At 64.5% G+C, this 21,017-nt stretch carries 10 protein-coding genes and 1 pseudogene; 4 read left to right on the top strand and 7 right to left on the bottom strand.

Annotated features, from left to right (window positions below):
* Positions 1–112 precede the first annotated feature (112 nt).
* From brxL to ABIB25_RS27400, 6 genes are read right to left on the bottom strand one after another with little or no spacing between them, the layout of a single operon-like run.
* Positions 113–2,167 (bottom strand): protease Lon-related BREX system protein BrxL, encoded by a 2,055-nt coding sequence (brxL, locus tag ABIB25_RS27425; protein WP_354531697.1) that lies wholly within the window; start codon positions 2,165–2,167, stop codon positions 113–115.
* A complete protein-coding gene (gene pglZ, locus ABIB25_RS27420; RefSeq protein ID WP_354531696.1) occupies positions 2,164–4,509 on the bottom strand; it encodes a BREX-1 system phosphatase PglZ type B in 2,346 nt (781 codons plus the stop codon). The genes brxL and pglZ overlap by 4 nt, the downstream gene beginning before the upstream one ends.
* The gene (locus tag ABIB25_RS27415) at positions 4,506–7,652 is read right to left on the bottom strand and encodes an Eco57I restriction-modification methylase domain-containing protein (RefSeq protein WP_354531695.1); all 3,147 of its coding nucleotides are present in this window, start codon (positions 7,650–7,652) and stop codon (positions 4,506–4,508) included. The genes pglZ and ABIB25_RS27415 overlap by 4 nt, the downstream gene beginning before the upstream one ends.
* Positions 7,649–11,083: a BREX system P-loop protein BrxC gene (gene brxC / locus ABIB25_RS27410; RefSeq protein WP_354531694.1), complete on the bottom strand. Its 3,435-nt coding sequence runs from the start codon at positions 11,081–11,083 to the stop codon at positions 7,649–7,651. The genes ABIB25_RS27415 and brxC overlap by 4 nt, the downstream gene beginning before the upstream one ends.
* The gene (locus ABIB25_RS27405; RefSeq protein WP_354531693.1) at positions 11,080–11,631 is read right to left on the bottom strand and encodes a BREX protein BrxB domain-containing protein; all 552 of its coding nucleotides are present in this window, start codon (positions 11,629–11,631) and stop codon (positions 11,080–11,082) included. Before ABIB25_RS27405 ends, brxC begins: the two co-directional genes overlap by 4 nt.
* The gene (locus ABIB25_RS27400; RefSeq protein WP_354531692.1) at positions 11,628–12,371 is read right to left on the bottom strand and encodes a hypothetical protein; all 744 of its coding nucleotides are present in this window, start codon (positions 12,369–12,371) and stop codon (positions 11,628–11,630) included. The genes ABIB25_RS27405 and ABIB25_RS27400 overlap by 4 nt, the downstream gene beginning before the upstream one ends.
* A gap of 686 nt (positions 12,372–13,057) precedes the next feature.
* Between ABIB25_RS27400 and ABIB25_RS27395 the strand changes: the two genes are divergently transcribed.
* Positions 13,058–18,496, top strand: a complete 5,439-nt coding sequence (locus tag ABIB25_RS27395; RefSeq protein WP_354531691.1) for a PDDEXK-like endonuclease domain-containing protein — start codon at positions 13,058–13,060, stop codon at positions 18,494–18,496.
* A 79-nt stretch (positions 18,497–18,575) separates the two neighbouring features.
* Positions 18,576–18,890 carry a hypothetical protein gene (locus ABIB25_RS27390; RefSeq protein WP_354531690.1) on the top strand — a complete coding sequence of 105 codons (315 nt, stop codon included), beginning with the start codon at positions 18,576–18,578 and terminating at the stop codon, positions 18,888–18,890.
* Positions 18,891–18,903: 13 nt separating this feature from the next.
* On the opposite strand, the gene ABIB25_RS27385 is transcribed toward ABIB25_RS27390, so the two are convergent.
* Positions 18,904–19,236, bottom strand: a complete 333-nt coding sequence (locus ABIB25_RS27385; RefSeq protein ID WP_354531689.1) for a hypothetical protein — start codon at positions 19,234–19,236, stop codon at positions 18,904–18,906.
* A gap of 73 nt (positions 19,237–19,309) precedes the next feature.
* Between ABIB25_RS27385 and ABIB25_RS27380 the strand changes: the two genes are divergently transcribed.
* On the top strand, positions 19,310–20,485 hold the full coding sequence (locus tag ABIB25_RS27380; protein ID WP_354531688.1) for an IS630 family transposase: 1,176 nt from the start codon (positions 19,310–19,312) through the stop codon (positions 20,483–20,485).
* Positions 20,482–21,017: pseudogene (locus ABIB25_RS27375) on the top strand (IS1380 family transposase); the annotation flags it as partial. The gene ABIB25_RS27380 and the pseudogene ABIB25_RS27375, both read left to right, overlap by 4 nt.

The following is a 21,017-nucleotide window of genomic DNA, read 5'->3' as shown; positions in this document are numbered from 1 at the left end:
CCTAGTTGTCGACGAGGATATGCCGCTTCACCCGTCGGTGTGAACGGGGTAGCAGCAGTCGAAATAGCCATCTGGTGAAACCCCACAGCGAATTCAGTTGCAACACGCGACATTAATCTTCCAATGCCTTGACGAGCGCGTCCGCGCCATCGTTGTAGTAGAGAAACGAAACCTTGGTGGCTACGTCGTCCGAGACATCGACCAGCGCACGACGGGCGTGCACCGGAACCAGCAGGGTCGTCGCGCCTTTCTCCATTGCCAGCTCGGCCAGCCCGGGGGCGTGGCGAAGCGTCTCAGTAGCTCCACCGAGATTCAGGTTTCCCACCACGATCAACCCGCCCTTGAGTGGTCGTTGCAGCACCGCTGATGCGAGGGCCATGAGGATAGGGACGCCGATCCCGTGCCCGGTCTTGGCGGCGTCCAAGGCCCGAACCTGCACGGTGAGCTCATGTTCGCGCGGATCGCGGTCGCCGAGAATCTCGCGGGACCGGGCGAGCAAGTTCTGTTCGGCGACGCGGAAGCTCTCCCGCAGCGCGGCCGGGGCTGTCTGGTTGAGTAACCGCATGCCGCTACCGCGGGTATCACTGACCTCGATCCGGTATAGCCCGGGGCCGCCGTCGCCGTCGCCCTCCGAGATCGCCCACACCTGTCCCGGCGGGAGCGGATCGAGCGAGATGGTCTCGGGATTCTGCAACTCGGGAGTCGCGACGAACTGCTCGATCCCGTCGCCGATTCGATAGCCGAACTGAGTGTTGCGAAACTCGGCTGCGCCGATCCGTTTCTGTTGTTCCTTCACCCGCCGCCGGCACTCAAGCGCCAACCGGGTGGCCCACTCAAGATCCGCTTCGGCGACCTGGCTCTCGGCGTCGGGATACAGCAGCTTCAGCAGTCCATCGATTGTCTTGGTCACAGCCGTCTGGTCACGTCCGGACAGCGCATCAGTGAAGTGCACCCTGCCCTGGATCGCTGCGAGACGACTTTGGCTTCGCAGCCGTGTCCAGCACTCGGACAGGAAATCACTGACCAGGCCAAAGTGATGGGTGAAATACGACGGATCAAACTTCGGCACGTCCCAACCGGGCAGATAGGCGTGCAAGCGGTCCATGAATGCCGTGTCGTCGCGCATCTCTGGCGGAAGCGGCGAGAGCAGGTGTCCGATCCTTTGCTGGTGTGCCACGTCCACGTCGAAGTTGCCGACAAGCACAATGGAGCCGTCGGCGCGGATCGACTCTCGGCCCCGGGAGAACTCCCCGGACTCCATGTAACCCTTCATGATGTTCACCCCATCCTTCTGGTCGAAGGACACGCCCGACACTTCGTCGAAGCAAACGACGTCGTACTGGGCCACTAGACCCCGCTGTCCGCTAGCGTTGTTGACAAACATGCGCGCCACGGTTGCTTTGCCACCGGAAATGAGGTGGGCATAGGGCGACACTTGTTGATAGAGGTGTGATTTGCCGGTCCCTCGAGGTCCGAGCTCGACCATATTGTAATTACGCATGACAAACGGCACCATCCGCAGCAGCAGCACATCCTGCTGTCGATCCGTCAACCGGGCTGGCTCAATTCCGACCGATCGGAGCAGCAGCTGCTTCCACTGGGACACAGTGAACCGGACGCGACCCTTCGCCAGATGCTCCAGGGCGCTGCGGGTGGACAGCTGGATAGGTCGGAGGCTGGCAATGCCGAACGGCCTACCGTTCTTCTCCTCCGCGATCGACGCGTCGTAGTCCATGTCAACCTCCGCGTAGAAGCCGCCGGTCAACATGCGCTCATTGTCCTTCACCAATGCATCACGGATCCGAACATCCTTGAGCTGCAGGCTGGGCAACTCGGCGACGTATGAATCGGTCTTCGCGTCCAGGCGCGCCTTCACCAGGTCGATGAGCCGGATCGTCCCACGCTCCCGGGCACGGGATTTGAAGAGTTCCTCATCGCCGGCCCGAACTGTCCGGTCATCGAGAAGTCGCCGGACCACCGCGAGACCTTCCTCGATCTCCTCCGGATCTGTCGTGGCGCAATACCTCCCGAGCAAAAACTCGCCAACGTAGGTCGGCACGGGATAGGCGCCCTTGAACTGCTGCGCCAGATCCTTGCGGACGACATAACCCTCGAACGAGGTCGCTGCCAGCGCATCAAGCTCATCCAGAGCCACCCCATCGGTCATTTAGCACCGCCGATGGTGCTGCTGTGCTGGGCTAGGATCTGGCCTGAGGTGTCGACCAGGACGACAGCGCAGTGGGTTCCGAGCAGCGCATCGTCCTCGACCAGGAGCTTGACCTCGGCATCGCCGTCAATCGTCTTCGCAACCTGCACGGAATTCGGATCGCCCGCGATGAGGCGGATCTGAACGACCACCGGCGCGGCTGTCTCCACATCGATGCGCGCGCGCATACCGATCCATTTGAACCCGACGATTCGAGCCTCGGCCGCGGGTCGACCGCCGACCACTGTGACGACCGGGGTGACGCACTCCTGCACGCTTAGTCCGCCGTGCTCGTACAACGTGCCCGCGACGAAGGCAGCGGAACCGGGTGGGCTGACCATCGTGACCGCCGGATCGACAGTCCAAGGAAGTTCGGGGAAGTCGGTGTGCTGTCCTGCCTTCAAGCGCGCGACCCGGGGCTTGCGAGCGGCGTCCCCTACCGTGAAGTGCTGCGGCAATTCGACCTTGCGCAAGGGAGCCGACGGCAAGAGGAACCCGTGATCGGTGACGATCGCGATCTTCTTCCACCCCGCATCCAGCAACTGCCGGACGCGCATCACGACCGCGGCGAGTTCGACTTCGGCGCGATCGGCAAGCTGGTGGTCGCTCACGTGGCCGATTGCGTCGAGGTTGTTGGATTGGGTCCAGGCGCGTCCAGCTGGGTCGCCGACATCGCTTGCCGCAAGGAACTGAACCTGGGCAGCCGCGAGTGTCTTGCGGAGGCCTTCTCCCTTCAGGACCACACCGTCGACCGTCGCGGCACTGAAGTCGGGTCCAGCTGTCATACCTACCGCGATGGGAGCCACCGACGGTTGGCCGGTGGGCGTAACGGTGGGGAAAGCGGTCAGCCGTCCGCGCAACGATGCTGCGAAACCGCCCGACGTCAGCAGGTCCAGCAACCGGTGGCCGAGATCCATCCGCAGCGCGTCGATGAAGACGACGCAGGTGCCGTCCGAGATTTCCAGTCCTAGCTCCCCCGGATAACCTGCCACCGCCAGCTCCTGGAAGCGACCGGCAAGCTCATCCACCCAGGTGTCGTAGAGGCCAACCAGTGCGTGTCGCACCGCATCACGATCGTTAGATCCATGCGCCGTCGCTGCGATAGCGCGTAGGGCCAGATCGTCGAGCCACCAACCATCCTTGGCGTACCACTCGACTTGGTCGTTGATCGTGCTAATGCCTTCCGGCATGCGAGCTAAGGCCGCTAGCTGGGCAAGATGTCCAAGTGCCTGGGCCAACGGCGACCTTCCCAAGGAAGCCCAGACATACTCGCGCCGCACCGAGTGTAGTTCCTCGAGCGCGCCGATCGAGATCTTGAACCGTTGTGGGTGGCCGTCGAGCGCGAGCAGACCCGCCCGCAACGCATCCTCCTGGTCGAAATTCGAAGACGGATAGACCTCTGCAGAACTCGGCTCCGCCGCGAAGAACCCCGCAGCGTCACCGACCTTGTCGAGAAGTCCCGGCAGATTGGGGTACTTCGCAGGGGCATAAGTGAAGTCGTCCCATACCCGCCCCCACCAGCCCTGCCGGCCGGCCAGCTGCTCCGCCGCCGAGGCGGAGGTGCTCTTGGCTGGATCGATCCCGCCCTTCTGCTTCAGCTGGTCTCGGAACGACGTCCACCCGCTGCCGAGCGCGGAACGCGTGGCCCCCGGGTCGTTGAGCCATTCCAAGGTCTGCCGCCGCGAGTCAGGGACAACCAATTCGTGCAGTGATCCGGCATCGAGATGTTGCCCGCGAAGGATTGCCAGAGGGCGCACCATCAGCGCGGGAAGGACCGTCGCCAAAGCAGACCTGGACTCCTGGTCGTCCGGGATTTCCAGCGAGCCGCCCACGCGTGCGGTGATGAAGTCGTAGGGCGTCCACGGCACCCGAGCACGACCCCACCGGGTCGACCGGAGCCCGATGTCGACCAGCGGAGCTAACGTCGCCGGAATGTGATCTCCGGGCTCCAAATCGCGCGCATCGTGGCCGGGCATGTAAAGCACCCACGGCAGGTCGGGGGAGGGTCGAGGTGTCCGGTCCGGCACTCGGAGCGCTTCGGGAAGTTCGTCGACGGCCAGAACCGCACGGACCCAAAGCGCCGGCCCGGTCGCTGTCACGATATCGCGAACGCCCAGGGTGAGCACGGGCAGCTCGTCCCGTAGTAGGTGGATCACCGATTCCCATACCCGCTCCGGGTCGGACCACAGGATCGTGACCGGCGCAGTTTCACGGTCCGGATCGTAGGCCGCTGAGCGCCGGATGCTCTCAACAATGTGCCCCAGCAAGGTGTCGGCGTGAGGGGCGGATGCAGTGACCGTCATGGCTGTTTCCCGCGAGCTGCCTGTCGCGCCTCCAGTGCCGGGTGAAGGTCGTTAACGCGATCGCTGCCGTCGGCGTCCTTGCCCTTGTCGACGTTCCAGCGGACGTTGACCCTCGAAGTCAGAACCTGTGCTTCGACCAACGGTCTGATGTTCAGACGGACACCGTCATTCAGGTCCGGGTACCAGCCGATCGGCTGCTCCGCCAGCGGCTTCCATCGGACATAGATGTCGAACGGAGGGTGACCTTCGTGGATAGCGACCAGCTTCGCCTTGAGGACCTGCGCAGCGTGGAGCCTGATAGTGGCCGACGGGTCAAGCTCCAAGTCGTTCTGCTGCTTGTCGATCCAGCTTCCCAACACGGCATAGATCAGCTTTCCGAGCAGCGCATGATCGAGACGGTGGTAGTCGAGCAAAGCCGAGAAGCCCCCCACGCACCCGTCGCTGATATGCCAGACGAACGGCCGCTCGTCGAAGAGCTTGATGTGCTGGGCGAAGAACTTCCTGCGCAACCACTCATCGAGGTCGCCCGAGGCCACCCCGGCGGCGAGGACAAGGTCTCGCTCACGATCCGCCGACCACTCGGCACCGTATGCGGTGGACAGCACCTTCCGCACTCGTGTGACGGCACCCTCTTCACCTGCAACCGCAGGAAGAGCAACAATGCCATCATTGTCCCGCAGTGGATCCAAGGCGTCAGGCGTTTGTTCGGGCCACCGGTAGCTGACGAGGCGCGCGACCGCAACCTGGAGAGGTTCGACCGCTTCTGGAATGCCGCCGTCGAAAGGCCACTGAGAAGGGTCGGATGAAGTTGATAGTTGATCCGGATCAGGAAAACCAGCGAGCTCTGCTGGACGAAACTCCACTTTTCCAAGAGTCGCATTTGTAACCTTCATTGAGTCGTCAATTTCGGCCACTTTGCTGCCCAATTCGCCGCTCAAGCAGAATTCCAGCAGTTGCGGCAGATACGCGGAGTCCTTTGGGACAATCACTGACACATTCTGGTCGCTTAGAAGGCCTAAGGACTGACTCGCTACGTCGGGAGCCATCAGGTGAACCACCACACCGGGTAGGCCTTCGTAGGCTACATTACGAAGCTCGACCCCGGGCTGGATTGGATCGGTCATCGCAGACCACATCACCACGCTCTCCAGCCCGCTGAATCGCTCTCCCGCCCGGGGAGTACTTTGAATTCGCTTCGTCGTAGACGGAACAACAGGCCACTCCCAAAAACGTCGCCTAAATCGCGGGTCGTCGCCCGTCGTTATACCTTTTAACGGGACAGCATAGACGTTCAACAGATCATGAGAAGCGATAGTTGTAAGTGTCACCCTCGCATCTGGATTCGCCATCTGAATCGGCTGGGTGGTCCGCACCATAGGCCCATGAGCCAGTTCGGAGGCCTTCGCCCTCACGCCTTCGGTTAGCTGAACTAAAACCGCCCAGAATCCTCCATCGGGCGGAGCTTTCCCCGAACTCACCACAGTGAGTGCCGCCTTGACAACGTGACCCTTGATCGATCGAAATGCCGAATGGCCCAACCGTGCAGCGATATCGAACCGTCGGTGCTCCAGCAGGTCGCGCCGAAATCTCTCGTAGGAACCGAGCAACATCCAGTCCTGTGGCGAGACGGTTGCCAGAGTGCTGCTCGAGCCTAACCACCGGGCGAGGAACGCCGTCGCCAGGTTGCCCTTGGCCAGCGGGTACTGGTCGTCCAAGTAGTCGACGAGCTCGGTCACCAAATCACCCCGCTTGCGAAACGGTGGATTGGTCGCCACCAGCGTGTACCGGTCCGACAGCAGCGTCGCGGCAGTGGCAGTTTCGAGAAGAGCCGCGCCCGTGACGCTCTCGGATTCCCCCTCCTCACGCAGCGCTGTGTCGAGGGCGGAACGCACTTTATTCCAGTCGCCGGCGGTGAGCGACCCATCCTGGTGGAATAGTGCGGTCGTCACCGTTGCGCGTCGCGGATCGATCAGCGAGCCTAGCGAGTCTGCATTACTGAACTGAGAATGCAGGCGCGCCAACGTGTCGGTGAGCTGGTCGTCGCTGCGAACCTGGCGCTGCCACTCGACGATGCTGCGCTTAGCGGGTATCCCGGAACAGGCGATCCGTGGCTCGGGTAGCGTGCGGAAGCCACCCTGCTTCCACGCCTCCAACGTCAACGCGAATCGGGCGATCTGAGTGCAGCGCGGATCCAACTCCAGCCCAAATAGGTTGTCGCGCAGGACGGCATCCTGCGCCGCTGCAGGATCGAGTCCTTCCTCCTCGGCGCGCATCCGCCACAGCATCCCGAATGAAGACACCAGGAAGTGGCCAGATCCGCAACATGGATCCATTACCGTCACCTCGGATGCCAGAAGTGGCCACTCGTCGAAAGTGCCGGCCGCAGGTGCCCCATCCTCGAGGACGCGAAGGTAATCCCAGTCGGCAAGCAGAGCGGAAGCTGGGTTCCGGGCGGCCCACCAGGCTCCCAGGGAGTTCTCCAGCAGGAACCTCACCATGTAGTTCTCGGTGAACAGCTGCGTGACGGGCGAGATGTCCGCCCCACCGATCTTACGGCCGGACCTGTTCACCGTCTCCTTCTGCTGCGTCTGCCAGAACTGATAGACCCACCCCAGCGCATCTTCGGTACGAAGGACCTCCGGATCAATTTCAGCGACCAAATCTTCCAACCGTTGCCGGTGCTCCGGCGCGAGCCGCACCCGCACGGCCGGGTCACCGGTCCGGAAAACCCCCGGAAGCTCCTGGGCCGCGTAGCGAGTTGCGACCGCCCATCCGTCCGATTCGCCCTCGTCCACCGCCAGATCAGCACACTCCTGCAAGCTGACCGGGATTGCGTGCTCTGGATGCATGAGTAGACCGTTCGCCTCCAGGAATCGCGCGAACAACAGGCGATGCCACTGCTCGAAGGCGATGTCCTCCTGCAGCCGAGGCAACTCGGAGGCCGGAAGCTGATCACCCAGCAGCGCCGCCTTGTCCTGCAGCGCTGCCCGCAATTCGGTGTCATAGGCATCGAGATACGCCGGCAATCCGCCACCTACCGACAGCTGGGTGATCGCGTCGGCAGCGCCTTGCTCGGCGACCGTGCGCGCGGTGATCACCGTGCGTTCCAGAAGAGATCGCTGGGAGTCATGCAGCACCGTCATGAGGCGCGCACCACGATCAGCGCGTGGGCGGCAAATTCATCGTTCAGGCGCACACTCACCGTATCGAGGTAGGCGGCCAACTCGGATGGGGAGGTAATGGTCGCGCCCGGGAGTCCCACCGCATGCGCGGTCGGTTGCACCAGCGTGAGGGCAGCCTGCTGCGCCTGCCGGAGCCTTCCGGGGACCGCGTCGATCTCAGCCGCCCAAGCGACCAGCGGCCGGCGCGCCAGCTCAGCGACGACCTCGGCCGGGCTGCCCAATGGCCCGACCACAATCGGGGTCAACCGATGTCGGGCGATCAACCGTTCCCTGTCGGCGTTCGTCAGGGTCTCCGCCCCGGATGGTGGGAACGATGATAGCGCTGCCTCAAGGGCCACTCCGTGTGCGTGCGAGCTCTCGTTGACGGCAATTCTGGCAACTGTCGCGAGCTGCTGCTCGATGGGAGCGATTCCGTCGACCTCCTGGAGAAGTGTTCGAGCGTTGCAGAATTCGGTGAGTTCGGAGATTGCCGAATGCGCCTCTTCTCTGTCTACGAGAGCGATCCCGAGCGCACGGGAGTTCCGCAAGCTGGCCTCCCGGGAGGGACGCCGCTGCTCCATCGCCACGACCTGCTTCAGCTCCGCGACGATCGATCCTTCAGCCGTCAGAAGGGACTGGACAGCCGCGTTGCCGGTCGCCTTCGTAACGGCGTCGAGAGCGGGTGGGAGCGACAGTTGCGGGTAGGGCGGTTCACCGCAGAGATCGGCGACTCTCGACCGCAATGCATGAACCGCGGCCTGACAGCGTTCGGCGGTCGCCTCCTCCGAACCGGGCTGGCCCAGCTTGGTCAACAGCGACCGCGCGGAGAGCTTCTGCTGCACCGAAAGGATCACCGACTCGGACCGCACCGTCACCTGCGCGAATCGGGGCGAAGAAGTGGCGAACTTTCGCAGATCCGCCGGCAGCGAGTTGGACTCGGCCGTGATGACTCCCTTGGACAGCAAGGTCACGAGCGCGCCGGCCACGGTGTCGGTGTCCCAGCCGAAGGGAGGCACGGCGAACCGGGACAGGATCGTCTTGACGTCCGTAGGGTTGGCACCGATCCCCGTGAAGATCTGCTTAACGACAGGGTCCTGTTGTGGCACAGCAGCTCTCAGCACCCCGTCCGAGGGATCGTTGTTGCCAGCAGCCGCCCTCGCGACAATTTTCTTCCACTCGACCTTGGTCGACACAGGATATTGCGGGTAAAGCCGAGCGGCGGCACGGGCGAGCGCATCCGCGATCCGCGCCCCGGTCGTGCTGCCCTGCCCGGGAGCGCCACCCGCGAGCACCACGGACGCATCGCGGAGCGCCTGCCCCAGCATCGAGTCCAGACTGCCGCGTGCCGTCGCGTTCTTCGACTCGATCGCTCGTTTCGCCTGGCGTCCTTCCTCGGTCGACGGGCTCGCACTGGTATCGAGCACCTGCTTGGTGGCCAGGAATTCACGGGCTGCGATATGCACGTGCTCGGCCTGATCGGCCGGCACGAACAAGACGACCAGTGCGGACTCCGAACCCGCGCTGCCCGCCGCAGTCAGTGCTGCTGCTTCGGTATCCCCGTCCCACCCGGTGCGCTGCCACAACACGATCTCCTCGCCCAGGGCGGGCATGGCCGAGCTACGGGCGATGCGCACTGGACGCTGCTGCGTCCCCTGCGCCACCCTCTTGGGCACCTGCTTGGCCACCAGATCGGCGAGTGAACGATCCACCTCGCCCTGCAGTTCGGGGAGCTCGACGTCGGTGCGGGCGGCCTTCACCTTCTGGTCCCAGTCCTTACCCTCCTGGGTCTGAAGACGGTACTCGGTGCCGTCGAACTGGATCGCGCCGTCGTCGAGCAGCGACTGGAGAGTCTCCGGAACCTGTTTTCCGAGTTTCGCCCGGCCGTTGCCGAGATCGGTCACCAGCAGATCGATCAGGTGCTCGACGGTCCCCCGCACTCCTCGGTCAGCAGTAGGAGTCCTGGGCAACAGACCGATTAGCTGCAGCACCTTCAGGATTCGGCCGCGCAGCGAATCTCCTTGGTCCTTGATCAAGTCTCGGGTCTCGCGCAGCAACTTGTCGGCCGACATCATGTCGTCGTGCTTGTCGTCGTAAAGGAAATCGGCACCGATCACCTCGCCGAGGGGGAGCTGCGCGGAGGCCTTGCTGGCCGCCTCGAACACCCGCAGCTGAGAGCGCAACTGCCCGCCGCGGGTGCCAGCATCCGCCTGCCGGAGCACCTCTTCGAAGAAGCGGCGTCGAGATGGAAGCACCGGAAAATCGCCCACCAGATCGGCGTCATCAGCATCGGTGTGCTTGAGCTTGCTGCCGGCGAGCTGGCGGGTGATCTCACCTGAGTCCAGATGCGGCTGCAGCAACTCCGCGGCGCCCGGCTTCTTGGCCAGCACTACCTGCCGGACCACCTGGTCGATGTCCTGGTTCTTCAACAGCACAGTCACCGGGAAGCGGTCGCGGATCTTCTGCAATGTCGCCGTGGCACTCAGCTCGGACTGACCCGTGCCGATCAGCAGCACCTTGCCGTCAAAGTTGGTGGTAATCGCTTCCGCGATCAACGACACTGCCTGGGCTCGGTGGGCGTCGTCGTGGATGTACAGCTGGATCTCGTCGAGAACCAGCAAGGTCAGCGGAACCGTTCCGTTGCCGACGATGGCCATCACCTCACCCATCAGCTCAATAGTCTGATGCACGTCCAGGCCAGAATCATCGCCAGCGATGGACATCAGCGAATCCTTCAACTCACCCATCGAGTCGGCATAATTCGGATTCTCGTTCAGGATCGCCGACCTGAGCTCGGGTGAGAGTCGGAACGTCTGCAGAGCCTTGTCGAAGTTCTTGCCCTGTGATTCGAGCCGCACACGTACGCCGTGCTCTAAGCCTTCGGAGCGCAACCACAGCAGCACCCGGAGCGCCGGAATGTGTTCCGGTAGACCCGCCGACCTGAGCATTACCTTGAGCACGGCCGAGTTGACGTCGTCGACCGATACCGAATCGAAGGTCCCGGCGGCTGCCCACGCCCTGGTGCCGAACTGCTTCGCCCTAGTGTCCAGCTCGACCAGCTGCCGCTGGACTATTTCCGGGAGTTGCCGGATCCCACGGGCGGTCGCCCCCTCCGGGAAGGTGGTGTTCGTCCAAAGGTGTTGAAGCATTCGCACTAGGTGCGATTTACCGGACCCGTAGAACCCACTTACCCACACGGCGGGCTGGGTGCCCTTGCCAAGCTTGCCGAGGTAGGACGTCAGGATCTTATCGAGCCCGGCGGCGTATTCGCCTTCGCACACAAAGGTACGGAGTTCGTGGTGCAGCACCTCCCACTGCGCGGACTCCGAGGGCGTCACCAGCTTCGCGACGCCCGCATTCGGGAGCGAGAAGCTCTGCGGGTCCTGCACAAACAGATCGCGGTTGAGGGTCGTCATCGGGGCTCCGTTGCGGTGATGGGTCTGGCTCGATAGTTGAAGCCGTCCCGGACCCCGAGCAACCGAAAGTTGTTGCCGTCGGCCTGGTGCGATCCGGGGAAGAAGACGAGGAGGCGCCCGCGAATGCCGGACTCGACTGCGGCGAGGAGGTGGTTGACCCGCAGGTACGGGTACAAGGAAGCAAGACCGACGAGCGCCAACACCGTCGACTCGTCAGTGGTCTCAAGGGCAGTGGCCACTCTCGCGACCACGGCAGCCCAGTAATCCTCGAGCACACCCCCTTCCAGGGTGGTGGGGTCCTCGACCAGCTCCGCCGCGTACTCGTGCTGGGCTACCCACTGCCCGAAAGTATCGGTGAGATCAAGTACTCGCCACAGCTTCCCCGCCTCGATCGTCGCCGTCTCGAACCGGGTGAGCTGCGCGAACACCCGGCGCGTGAGTACTGGGTCATGGACGACGATCCAGATTCGCTCGGCCGGCGAGAGATCGGTCCGCCAGCGGTAAGAGAGCTCCCGGGTGTAGGCCCGCTCTAGGTCTTCGACGCTCATTTGAATGCCACCTCGCTGACGGCACCGGGTTCGATATCCAGCACCTGACCGGCGCTTCGGACGGTGATCAGACCATCCCGGTGAGCCGCCAGCAGCGCGTCCATCCGTTGGTCGTCGGGCACGTCGAGTAGATCGAACCAGACGCTGTCCGGGATGAACCGCCCGCGCAGCCCGATGCCGTACGCCACGGCTACCGCGAAGCAGACTGCTGCAGGACCAGCGGAGGCTCGGGCTCGCTTCTTACTTGTTCGGCCTACTAAATGCCCGGTCTGAGTCCAGCTCGCGCCAACGTTCCGTCCGACCTTGGCGGTCGTCGGCTTCCCAATCGCGGCAGGGAAGAGCGCCACGACCGCGGCCTCGATGTCCGCGGAACTCACACCGTGGCCGATGGGAACCTTCAGTGCTGACCAGCTGGCCCGAAACAGCTCGTCGCGGGCGTATGCCACTATCGCTGAGCACACCCGGACCGCATCCGCATCCAGGTCGAAGACTTCGCGGATAGCACGAAAGAGCGGGGCCGCAGAGGCGTCCAGTTGGAAGATCTCCCGAAGGTGACGCAGCGTTCGCAGGCGACCTTGGTGGGTGGGCCGGCCCAGAACATTGTCTTCGATGACGGCCCGCCGGAAGTCATCGGCCGTCGCCGAGGCCGGCATCGTGGACAGCAGCTCGACAAGGTGCGGAACGCCGATGGTGTGGCTGGTTGACGTACGCAGGCGGCTGAAGACCTCTTCGTCCTGCATTGTCACCTTCCCCTAGACCGCCAAGTCGGGCAATCCAGCCAACATCTCTGAACGCCCCACCCTGGATCGCGTTTGCTCAGCGACTTTCGACGAGCCGAGGTGGCCGCGGAACGCCTCGAGTACGCCATCCCCGGCAGGCTACTACGCTGAGTTGGTAATGATCACCAGAGTAGGACCAGTCGTCCCGCCGGAGATGGCGCTGCACCACGGGTCGCCGGCCATCCGTTGCCGCTGAGATCAGTCAGGGCGCCGCCCAGTGCGCCCTCATCGATCCCTGGAACGAACCAGCACACGTCAGATCTTCCCAGCCCGTGGGCACATAGCGGGCTGCTCGAGGTGAGAACGGCCGACTGTCCATCTCTTCCTATCTCTTCGCCTCAGCCAATCGTTTCGCTCCTCCTGGCCATCATCGCCCGCCGTCGTGGTGTGGCGGCGTCGACGACGCATCCGCGAACGATCCATGCCCTGGCTATTGCTCCAGTCCGTTCACGAAGGTAGCTGGCCCCGATCACTGTGCTCACTAGTGGGTGCGTGGTTCTTGCTGCGTTCTGAGTGCGAGCGGGACGCATGCAGGATGATGCGCCCGATCGCCGTCGCCATCCCAGAGCCCGCCTCGCCTACGATGCGTAGATCCAAGATCACCCACAGCGCAACTGCCACGGAAGACGATCGGACCAGGGGGGCACATGCCGGAGCAGCAGCCTGACGCCAGTGCCGGCCGCGCCCAGGTCCTGAACATGATCGACTTCCTGAGCGCCTACGACGCCCGGCGCAATCCGCCGGTCCGGGACATCGCTGACTATCGACTGTTCCGACTCGGTGACCTCGACCTGCCCGAACACGGGGCGGTGAGGGTCAGGGGCGACGAGAACACCTGGCTGGCGGTGGACTTTCTGGATCTCCCCGCCGTTCCGGTGCCTCCGGATGCTATCGCCCGGGCCTTCGTCGGCGGGAGCACGATCGATCCGCTCGTCCGACCGGAGCTCATCCCAGCACCCGAACTTCCCGAGAGCCCCGAGGCCGAGATCTCAACGGCTCTGATCGACAACGCGCAGCCGACGGATACCGCTGAAGAGTCCGGCTCGGAGTCCAGCGACAGCCCGCTCGACGAGGAGCAGGCCGAGTACCAAGCCATGGCTGCCATGGCCCGGACGTGGATCGACGACATCTGGCAGCCGTGGGCGGCGATCTGGACCGCCACCGCTGCGGTCAAGAAGGTCCACCGCGACCTGTTCGAGCAGCGGGACCTGCTGGTGACCGATCGCGACTCGGTCGAGCTGGTCTGGGGGTTCGGTCGCCTGCTCTGGAGGTCAGCTGGGCAGCTCGTCAGCCATCCGTTGCTGACGGTGCCGGTCGAGATCGACGTCGTGCCCGGGAGCGAGCAGGTCCGGGTGAGACCCTCCGGCGCGGTCGAGGTCGAAAGTCGCTTCCTGCAGGGCCTGGAGATCCACGACCGACCCGGCTTCAACGCCATCCGCCAGGCGGTCGCGTCCGATGGAGCCGAAGTCTGGCTTGGGGACGACCTCGACGACCTCGTTCGTCGGCTGGTCCGAGCCGTCGATGATGAAGGCGTGGTCGTCGAACGGACCACTTCGGCAACGGAACACGCCGTAGCCGACCTGGGCTGGTCGATGTACCTGCGACGCCGGGTCCCGGACTCGCAAGGGTTCCTGGACGTCATGCGGGAGCTCTACCGCAACGCCTCCCAGGAGGTACCGGCCGCGCTCCGGGCGGTGATGACCTCCGAAGATTCAGAAACCCACGCCACGTTCGATGCCGAGTCCGGAGAATCCGGGTCCAATCCGTCCAGGCCGCTCGAACCGCTGCTGCTGCCACTCCCGAGCAACGAGGAGCAGGAGCGAATCCTGACGACGGCGCGGCGCCATCCGGGCGTGGTCGTCCAGGGGCCGCCGGGTACGGGCAAGTCCCACACGATCGCCAACCTGATCAGCCACCACGTCGCCTACGGCCGGCGGGTTCTGGTGGTCGCCGAGAAGGAACAGGCGCTCAAGGTTCTCGCGGACAAGGTCCCGGCCGAGATCCGCGACCTGACCGTGTCGGTGCTCGGTGCGGATGACGAGGGCAGGCGCCGGCTCGAGAGCTCGATCATGCAGATCCAATCGCGGGTGGCCGGCGTCGACCGGGCCCACTCGGACTCGATGATCATCATGCTGACGGCCGAGTTGGATCAGATCGACCGTGGCCTGGCCCTGACGTCGAACCAGATGCTGCGAGCCCGGCGCGCCGAGACCGAGCTGCTCCCCGGCGAGTGGCGGGCAGGTTCGAACCCGAGCCCCTTGGCCGCCGCCGACTGGACGGTCGAAAACGCTGCCGCCTACGGGTACATCCCGGACGCACTCACTCCCGGCATATCCGCACCCCTGGCTTCGGAGCTGATGGAGTTCCGCGACCTGTTGACGGCGATCGGAGCTGAGCGAGCGCATCAAGCGGGCTTGATGCTGCCGAACCCCTCATCACTTCCGGCTGCGTCGATATTGCAGAATGAATTCAAGCTCCTGGCCGACGCGTCAGCCTCGGTTGACGCGGTGCGCCCGATGTTTCGGGATTGGGACAGCGCGGTCCGACGCGGCCCCGACCACATCAACTCTGTGGTCGCTTTGCTGCACATTGAATTGGAATGGCTCCAGTCGGTCGAAGGGTCGTGGTGGTGCCAGGTCAGTACGCAGCTCCGGGATACGTTGCAGGCCAGGGAATGGGAAGGCTTCGGCGCTCATCTCGAGAGGTTGCGGACGAGCGCAATGGCGCTCCGCACGCGCCTGCGGCCCTATGACGTCGACGCCGCGGGTGCAGCCGATCTGGTCGCTGATCTGACCGAGGCTCGCGACAAGCTGCGAACCCAGGGCAAGTTGGGCATGTTCGCCAAGGATGCGAAGCACGCCGTGGGTTTGGTTCGCGTCGATGGTCAGATTCCGACGAGCGCGGACGGGGTGGATCTCTGCCTGGCCGCACTCGAGCTGGGTTCGATCAGGCGTCAGATCGTCACCCTGTGGAACAACCAGACGGGACCGCTGCAGGCGCCTGCACTCCCGGGCATTCCCGAAGAGGCCATCGCGCCGGAGCTCGCCCACCTGGCCATGGCTGCGGCGGGCGACCAGCGATGGCGAGAGATCGTTCGTCAGCTGCAGGACATGGGGTACGACCGGGCCGGCTCCCCCACTGCTGAGGGAGTCAAAGCCATCATCCGGATCCTCGAGCAGGCCTCGGCGCACTACGAGAAGGAAGCGACAGCGGCTCGGATTGCCGGGCTTCGCAACGAGCTCCGAGTGGGAGCGGCGCTGACGAACGCGTCGCCCCTGTGGAGCTTGCTGGCCTCGGATCTCGATACCGCCGACGCCAGATCCTGGGCGGCGCATCGCGAGGAGGTCGCGACACTGGTCGAGTTGGGTCCCCGGGCGGAACGACTTCGACTGCTGCGGATCAAGTTCCAATCGTTGACGCCGCTCTGGGCGCTGGAGATCGAGAAGGACGTCGCCGCAGCCCGAGATCCAGCCAACCTCCCACTGGCCTGGGAGTGGCGACAGCTCGATACCTGGGTTCAGGGCATCGCGGCGCACCCGGAACCGCGGGAGCTCCAGCTCAAGATCGAATCCCTGACCAACGATCGGCAGCGGGTCGTCACCCAGCTCGTCGCGACCCGGGCCTGGCGACGCCTCGCCGACAACCTGGGCTATCGCGAGCGTCAGGCGCTCACCGCCTATCTGAAGGCATCGAGCCGGTTCGGCAAGACCGGCGGCAAGTACGCGCAGCGATGGATCAACGAGATGCGCGTCGCCCTGGACGACGCAAAGACGGCCGTCCCCGTGTGGATCATGCCGACCGCGAAGGCACTGTCCTCCTTCCGGCCATCGGCGGTACCTCCCTTCGACGTCCTGATCATCGACGAGGCGTCGCAGATCGGGTTCGAAGCGCTGCCCCTCCTGGCATTGGCCACTTCGACCATCGTGGTCGGCGACGACAAGCAGACCAGTCCAGAGAATGTCGGCCTCGACCGCGAGCAGATCTTCTCGATGATGGACGACTTCCTGGCCCAGGTGCCGAAATACCGGACGCTGTTCGACCCGGACAACAGCCTCTACGACCTGGCCAGCCAAAAGTTTGCGGCGCCCGTGATGCTGACCGAGCACTTCCGCTGCCTTCCCGAGATCATCGCCTTCTCGAATGTCCAGGCGTACAACGGTTTGATCATTCCGCTGCGGGATCAACCTCCCTCACCGGGATGGTCGCCACTGGGTCTGATCCGAGTCCTGGACGGGTACCGGGTCGGCGACGTCAACGAGCCCGAGGCAGCACAGGTCGTCGATCTGATCGAACGGCTCTGCCAGGATCCGTCCTACGACGGCATGACGTTCGGGGTGATCTCGCTGCTGGGCAGCAGTCAGTCCAAGCAAATCTGGGATCTGCTCTACGAACGGCTGGGCCCGGAGACGATGGAGCTGCGCCGCATTCGTTGCGGTGAGCCCGCCAATTTCCAGGGCGACGAGCGCGACGTGATGGTGCTGACGACGGTCGTCGCCGTCGATCCGCTCAAGCCGACCCGTATCGGTGCCATGACGAGCAACAGCCACCTGCGGCGCATCAACGTGGCGGCTTCCCGTGCCCGCAACCAGATGTGGGTCGTCACGTCGATCGACCCCAGCCAGCTGCCCAATGGTGATCTCCGCGGCGAATTGATCCGACACTGCGCCGACCCCGGTCGTCTCGACGAGGTCGCCGACGACCTGATGAAGAAGTGCGAGTCCGATTTCGAGCGGCGCGTCGTCAATGCTCTGATTGCCCGCGGGTATCGGGGCGTCGAGGTGCAGAACATCGTCGGCCGCTACCGGATCGACATCGTGGTCAGCGGACCCGACGGTCGGTTGGCCATCGAATGCGACGGCGACCGCTGGCACGGCGAGGACGTCTGGAACCAAGACCGGGCCCGGCAGCAGGTCCTCGAGCGCGCCGGGTGGACTTTCGAGCGGATCCGCGGCTCGGCCTTCTACCGGGATCCCGAGAATGCCATGGAGCCCGTGTGGCGCCACCTCGAGGAGCTGGGGATACCGACCGGCGACAGCTGGATGGTGGAACGCCGCCGCAGCATCGTGCAGGAGGTGTCCGGGTCCAGTTCGGGCACCTTGCTGCTCGAGGCTCCTGCGCCGGAGACTGATTTGTCGGAGGCTCGCGCGTCGGAGGCTCGTTTGTCAGAATCTCCGGCGTCGGAGGCTCAATCGCCGGACGCGATGCAGGAGCAGTTCGACCGGCCCGTCCGGGTTCCGGCTCGGGACTCGATCGTCTTCGAATACCCGACCTTCCTGACTGATCCAGCGCCGGCCACCTCGCCGTTTGTTGCGGATCCCCCACCATCAGGGGGACGGCACTCGGCTCCTGACAGCGTCTCCCCTCGCATCGCAGAGACACTGCCGCCCACAAGGCTCGAGACCTCCTATCCACCAGCGACAGTCGTCGATCCGAAGCCCGCCTGGGTACCCCCGAGTTGGTACCGAGCACCGGATGCAGAAGAGGTTCCGGAGTCCAGCCCGGCGGAGCTTTCTAGTGAGGAACCGGCCACCGTCGAGCGCGTGACCCCCACCATTCCGGTGGACGCGCCTCACACGCGTTCTGGCCCACTCGCCCCGTACCGGACCTGGGCCCGAACTGCCATGCCGGCGGTCGAGATGGTCAACGCCGACGCGATCATCGATGGGCTGGTGCAGATCGTCGCGGTCGAGGGACCGATGCACTCCGACCGCGCCTACCTTCTCTACGCACAGGCCGCGGGGAAGCAGCGGGTCGGCCGGGAGATGAAGAGCACCTTCAATCGCGTGATGGCACGGTCCTTCGTCGCCGGCGAGCTGACGCGCCTCAAGGACACACTGCCGGATCTCGTCGACTCGACCATTTACGTTCCGGGTACGCCACCGGTGGTCGTTCGCGAGCTGGGCCCACGCCGGCTCTACGACGTTCCGCGCAGCGAGATCGCGACGCTCGTCAAGCTCCTGTCGTTCGACGATCTGCCGATCACCGAGCTCAAGCGCGCCGTCCTCGATGGGCTCGGGCTTGTGCGGTTGACCGATCAAGCAAGTGCCTACCTCGACGAGTGCCTTAAGTACGTGTGGGATCTCTGAACCTGGATCCACCGCGTAGATAGTCGATGAATGGTGTGGCGGATAGGGGCGAATGGCCCCTGATCTGGGAAAATGGTGTTTGTCTAGAACGCCAAACCCCACCACAGGAAAGCCACCCGCCAGATGCAACTATCCCAGATGCGGCAAGGTCGCCGCTGCCTTCGATGACCCCAACCTGATCAGCTCCGCCGGGCTGGTCCCGGTGATGCGACTGGCCCGCCGCGCCGGGCTCCCGCACCTGGTCACCACCCTGGTGAAGATCCCCGGCGGAGCTGGCGCCGACCCGGCGGCGAAAGTGTCCTCGATCGTCGCGGGGATGCTCGCCGGCGCCGACAGCATCGATGACCTGGCGGTCCTGCGGGAGGGGGCGGTTTCTAAGTGGTCAAGTTCGTAAGTTCGTCGGTGGTTCAGGTCCACGCGGTGGGGTCGCCGAGGTAGAGGCCGCAGGCGCAGTCCAGGGCATCTTCGGGTAGACCCGCCATTTGTCCGTTGGGTAGGAACGAGGGTTCGTATCCGTTTTTGCTGGCCAGGTAGATCGCGAATCCCCAGGAGGCGGCGTAGCCGCCGTATTTCAGGCGCATCAGGGGCAGCGTTTCGTCGTCGGGTAGGCGTCCGGCGACGTAGGCGTAGCCGCCCCGGAACTTCACCTCGACCCCGGCCAGCTGTGGCCACCGTTCCCGGGCGCGGCCCGACAGCCGCTGCTGCAACGACGTTTTCGTCGACTCCGGTGGGACGGCCATAAGGGTTGATCCTGCCTCATCGGCGTGTCGTTGACCACCCCAGCCAATGGGACTGATGAGGCTGGAGTGACAGATGAGACCACCCCTTCTGGAGGTTCCGATGTCACCGGTCAGTGCCGATCAGATCGAATTGACCCCCGCCCAGACCGTGGAACTGACGCGGCTGGCCCGGGCCGGAACAACACCGCAACGGCTGGCGCTGCGAATATCGATCGTGCTGCTGGCCGCCGACGGGCAGTCGACCAGGGCGATCGCCGACCGGTTGTCGATCTGCGTGGACACCGCCGCCAAATGGCGACGACGCTGGCGGGCCACGCCGGGCCTTTCGGCACTGGGTGATCAGAAACGGTCCGGTCGGCCACCACGCTTCACCCCGGTGCAGGTCGCCCAGGTCAAGGCATTGGCCTGCCGGCCGGCGGCAGAAAGCGGTCTGCCGCTGTCGCGGTGGTCGGCCCCGGAACTGGCCCGGCAGGTCATCACCGACGGGATCTGCGTGAGGATTTCTGCCTCCACCATCCGCAGGTGGCTCTCGCAAGAGGCGCTCAAGCCGTGGCAGCACCAGTCGTGGATCTTCATCACAGACCCGCACTTCGCCACCAAAGCCCAACGGGTCCTTGACCTTTACGCCCGGCAATGGGACGGCACGCCGCTGGCCGCAGATGAGTTCGTGATCTCCGCTGATGAGAAAACCTCCATCCAGGCCCGGTGCCGTTGTCACCCGAGCCTGCCGCCTGGTAGTGCCCGGATGATGCGGGTCAACCACGGCTACCACCGCCGCGGCGCGGTGGCCTACCTCGCCGCCTACGACGTCCACCGCGCGAAAGTGTTCGGCCGGTGCGAGCACACCACCGGCATCGTCCCGTTCGAAGCGCTCGTGACCCAGGTGATGACTCAGGAGCCCTACCGCTCCGCGAAGCGCGTGTTCTGGGTCGTAGACAACGGGTCCTCCCACCGCGGAGCAAAGGCCATCGACCGACTGGCCCAGCAATTCCCGAATGCGGTGATGGTGCACACCCCGGTGCACGCCTCCTGGCTCAATCAGGTGGAGATATTCTTCTCCATCGTTCAACGGAAAGTATTGATGCCCAACGACTTCACCGACACCGACGTCATCACCAGGCGCCTGGCCGACTTCGAAACCCGCTACAACCAGACCGCCACACCGTTCAAGTGGAAATTCACCACCACCGACCTGAACGACTTCCTGCAACGACTGGACCGCCACACCGACTGCCCGACCGCCGCATGACCACCGACGAACTTACGAACCCGACCACTAAGGTGCTGCCGGGGGTGAAAGCACCCTCGACGTTGGGGACGTTCCTGCGCGCCTTCACCTTCGGACATGTCCGGCAACTCGGCGCGGTTGCTGCCGCCCTGCTGGTGAAACTGGCCGCGCTGGCGGTGCTGCTGCCAGCTGCGGCGCCGGGTGATCGGGATGCGGTGACCTGGCTTGATGTCGACGACACGATGCGCGAAACCTACGGCTACGCCAAACAGGGCGTCGGCTTCGGATACAACAAGGTGAAGGGCCTCAACGCTTTACTGGCCATCGCCTCCACCTCCAGCAGGTCCTGCGGGCCGGTCATCGTGGGGCACCGCCTGCGCAAAGGGCCGGTGAACTCCGCCCGCGGCGCGGGGAAGTTCCTTGCCGATGCGATCGCCGCGACCCGCCGCGCCGGGCAAGCGGCGGCGATGATCTGCGCCCGGTTGGATTCGGCGTTCTACAACCACAGCGTCGTCGCCGCGGTCCTGGCCGCCGGCGCCCGGTTTTCCATCAC

The sequence above is a fragment of the Nakamurella sp. UYEF19 genome (assembly GCF_040546275.1).
Taxonomy (GTDB): Bacteria; Actinomycetota; Actinomycetes; order Mycobacteriales; family Nakamurellaceae; genus Nakamurella.
The sequence above is the reverse complement of the archived record's forward strand: the minus strand, read 5'-3'. Positions and strand labels throughout refer to the sequence as shown.

Coding starts and splice junctions, on each gene's coding strand:
- ABIB25_RS27400 (WP_354531692.1), bottom strand. CDS start 12,371: ATGCAGGACGAAGAGGTCTTCAGCCGCCTGCGTACGTCAACCAGCCAC.
- ABIB25_RS27385 (WP_354531689.1), bottom strand. CDS start 19,236: ATGGCCGTCCCACCGGAGTCGACGAAAACGTCGTTGCAGCAGCGGCTG.
- brxL (WP_354531697.1), bottom strand. CDS start 2,167: ATGACCGATGGGGTGGCTCTGGATGAGCTTGATGCGCTGGCAGCGACC.
- ABIB25_RS27415 (WP_354531695.1), bottom strand. CDS start 7,652: ATGACGGTGCTGCATGACTCCCAGCGATCTCTTCTGGAACGCACGGTG.
- pglZ (WP_354531696.1), bottom strand. CDS start 4,509: ATGACGGTCACTGCATCCGCCCCTCACGCCGACACCTTGCTGGGGCAC.
- ABIB25_RS27395 (WP_354531691.1), top strand. CDS start 13,058: ATGCCGGAGCAGCAGCCTGACGCCAGTGCCGGCCGCGCCCAGGTCCTG.
- ABIB25_RS27380 (WP_354531688.1), top strand. CDS start 19,310: ATGAGACCACCCCTTCTGGAGGTTCCGATGTCACCGGTCAGTGCCGAT.
- brxC (WP_354531694.1), bottom strand. CDS start 11,083: ATGACGACCCTCAACCGCGATCTGTTTGTGCAGGACCCGCAGAGCTTC.
- ABIB25_RS27405 (WP_354531693.1), bottom strand. CDS start 11,631: ATGAGCGTCGAAGACCTAGAGCGGGCCTACACCCGGGAGCTCTCTTAC.